The organism is Shewanella sp. 11B5 (genome assembly GCF_002836795.1).
Lineage (GTDB): Bacteria > Pseudomonadota > Gammaproteobacteria > Enterobacterales > Shewanellaceae > Shewanella > Shewanella frigidimarina.
Genome location: NZ_PJAP01001003.1, coordinates 1 through 2,720, shown reverse-complemented (window position 1 = coordinate 2,720; position 2,720 = coordinate 1). Strand labels below are relative to the sequence as shown.

The window sequence follows — 2,720 nt, the reverse complement described above, 5'->3', positions numbered from 1 at the left end:
TTTGTTTGATAAGCTATAAACATAAGCAGCTACGACATGGACTTTCTCTTCACCAAGAATGTCTTTCCATGCTGGCATGACGCCTGCGCGGCCATTAGTGATAGATTCTGCAATCACACCACGGCTACCGCCATACAACCATACGTTATCAGTTAGGTTAGGCGAACCCATGAATTTGTTGCCTTTTGCATCCATACCATGACACGCAAAACAACCTTTCATAAATGAACCTTGACCTTGAGCGGCTAACGCTTCGTCATGTTCACCACCAGAAAGTTTAACTACGTATTCAGCAAGACCTTTAATCTCGCTGTCTTCGATAGGTAAACCACCTTTTGGCGGCATCATGCCGTTGCGACCGTTCATGATAGTGGTTTTAATAGTGGCTAGTTCGCCGCCATATAACCAATCACTGTCGGTAAGGTTAGGGAAGCCCTTAGAGCCACGAGCATCAGAACCATGACATTGTGAACAGTTTTGTAAAAACAAACGACCGCCCACTTTTAATGCTTCAGGGTCTTTTACTAGCTCTTCTAACGGTGTCGCTAAATATGCCGCAAAAATTGGGCCGTATTTTTCGTCAGCATGGGCCACTTCGCGGTCATATTGAGATAAACGGTTGTCAGCTTTTGCTGCTTGAAGCGCTGCAGCTGAGTCGGCTTTAATGCCTTTTTCAGTACCAATACTTTGGTTCGAACTTGTCCAACCAAACAGACCTTTGTAGTTACCTAGGCCTGGATATAGAGCTAAATAGATCACACCGAATACGATGGTTAAATAGAACATGTACGCCCACCACTTTGGTAGTGGGTTGTTCAGTTCTTCAATACCATCAAAACTGTGGCCCATTGATTTACCTTCTTCAACACCGGTGTAATTATTATTAACCAGTTTAAGAAGGATAAAACAACCAGCAATGACCACAATCGTCAGTACAGAAATCCAAATGCTCCAGAAGTTACTCATAATCATTACTTCTGATCTCCCGAGTCTTTTGACATTTTTGCAAGTTCATCTTCTGTAAACACCAAGTTAGCCGCTTCGTCAAATTTTGACTTGCTATGCTTACTGTATGCCCAAAAGAAAATGCCTACAAAGGTCACCATAACAACTATGGTTAAAATACCTTGAAAAGTACCATAATCCATTATTGCCTCCTATTTGAGTGCGTGACCCAAAGATTGCAAATAAGCGATCAGCGCCTGCATTTCTGTCTTGCCTTCAACCGCTTTTTTAGCGCCAGCAACTTCTTCATCAGTGTAAAGATCATTACCTTTGTAACCGCCTTTATGCAGGTTACGCAGAATAGTCATCTTGTCACCAGTGAGTTCGCCGTCTAGCTTATTTTCAGCTAACCAAGGGAAACCAGGCATGTTTGACTGTGGTACAACGTCACGAGGATTAATTAAATGCACTTCGTGCCACTTATCACTGTAACGTCCACCAACACGGGCTAAATCAGGACCAGTACGCTTAGAACCCCATTGAAAAGGGTGGTCCCAAACAGACTCGCCAGCAACAGAATAATGACCATAACGTTCTGTTTCAGCACGTAAAGGACGGATCATTTGGCTGTGACAGTTGTAACAACCTTCACGAACATAAATGTCACGACCTTCAATCTGTAAAGCAGTATAAGGAATAAGACCTTCAACAGCTTCGGTAGTGTCTTTCTGAAATATCAGTGGAGTAATCTGCACCAAACCACCAAAGCTAATGGCGATAACAGTGAAGATAGCAAGCAGGCCGACATTCTTTTCAATTAATTCATGATTAAATTTCATCGAATCTGCTCCTTAAGCTTCTGCAATAGCAGGTAATGAATCTTTAGACGCTTTAACGGTTTTGATAACGTTATAGGCCATAATAAACATACCGGTTAAGAAGAAACAACCACCAATAAAGCGTACAAAGTAGAATGGGTACGAGGCTTCTAAACTCTCAACGAAACTATAAGTTAGTGTTCCATCAGAGTTAACCGCACGCCACATAAGACCTTGCATAACACCAGAAATCCACATACTCACGATATATAAAACAGTACCGATAGTCGCTAACCAGAAATGGACGTTAACCAGCTTCATGCTGTACATACGACCATGACCAAATAGCACTGGAATTAAGTGATATAAAGAACCAATAGACACCATTGCAACCCAGCCTAGCGCGCCAGAGTGAACGTGACCAATAGTCCAGTCAGTATAATGAGATAAAGCATTAACTGTTTTGATTGCCATCATTGGGCCTTCGAAGGTAGACATACCGTAGAAAGACAATGAAACAACTAAGAAACGTAATACAGGGTCTGTACGAAGCTTATGCCACGCACCAGACAAGGTCATAATACCGTTAATCATACCGCCCCAAGAAGGTGCGAATAGAATTAATGACATTACCATGCCTAATGACTGAGTCCAGTCAGGAAGGGCAGTGTAATGTAAGTGGTGAGGACCGGCCCAAATGTATAACGCAATCAACGCCCAAAAATGGACAATTGATAAACGGTATGAATACACTGGACGACCAGCTTGCTTAGGCACGAAGTAATACATCATCCCCAAGAAACCAGCAGTAAGTAAGAAGCCTACCGCATTATGACCGTACCACCACTGAACCATCGCATCGACTGCACCGGAGTACAGAGAGTAAGACTTAAACAAGCTTACTGGTACTGCCATTGAGTTAACAATGTGAAGTACTGCAACAGTAATGATAAAGGC

General features: G+C 42.6%; 4 protein-coding genes. All 4 read right to left on the bottom strand.

Annotation, left to right across the window (positions count from 1 at the left end; translation table 11 throughout):
- Positions 1-966 (bottom strand): cytochrome-c oxidase, cbb3-type subunit III (ccoP, locus tag CXF78_RS19510; protein ID WP_102037690.1); only part of this gene is annotated, 966 nt, incomplete at its 3' end.
- A gap of 5 nt (positions 967-971) precedes the next feature.
- On the bottom strand, positions 972-1,148 hold the full coding sequence (locus tag CXF78_RS19505; protein ID WP_011637473.1) for a cbb3-type cytochrome oxidase subunit 3: 177 nt from the start codon (positions 1,146-1,148) through the stop codon (positions 972-974).
- A gap of 9 nt (positions 1,149-1,157) precedes the next feature.
- The gene (ccoO, locus tag CXF78_RS19500) at positions 1,158-1,784 is read right to left on the bottom strand and encodes a cytochrome-c oxidase, cbb3-type subunit II (protein WP_011637472.1); all 627 of its coding nucleotides are present in this window, start codon (positions 1,782-1,784) and stop codon (positions 1,158-1,160) included.
- 12 nt (positions 1,785-1,796) lie between these two features.
- The coding region (locus CXF78_RS19495; RefSeq protein WP_180957223.1) for a cbb3-type cytochrome c oxidase subunit I at positions 1,797-2,720 on the bottom strand (924 nt) is incomplete at its 5' end.

Excerpts from the sequence above, each read along its gene's own strand:
- CXF78_RS19505 (WP_011637473.1), bottom strand. The coding sequence starts at position 1,148 with ATGGATTATGGTACTTTTCAAGGTATTTTAACCATAGTTGTTATGGTG.
- ccoO (WP_011637472.1), bottom strand. The coding sequence starts at position 1,784 with ATGAAATTTAATCATGAATTAATTGAAAAGAATGTCGGCCTGCTTGCT.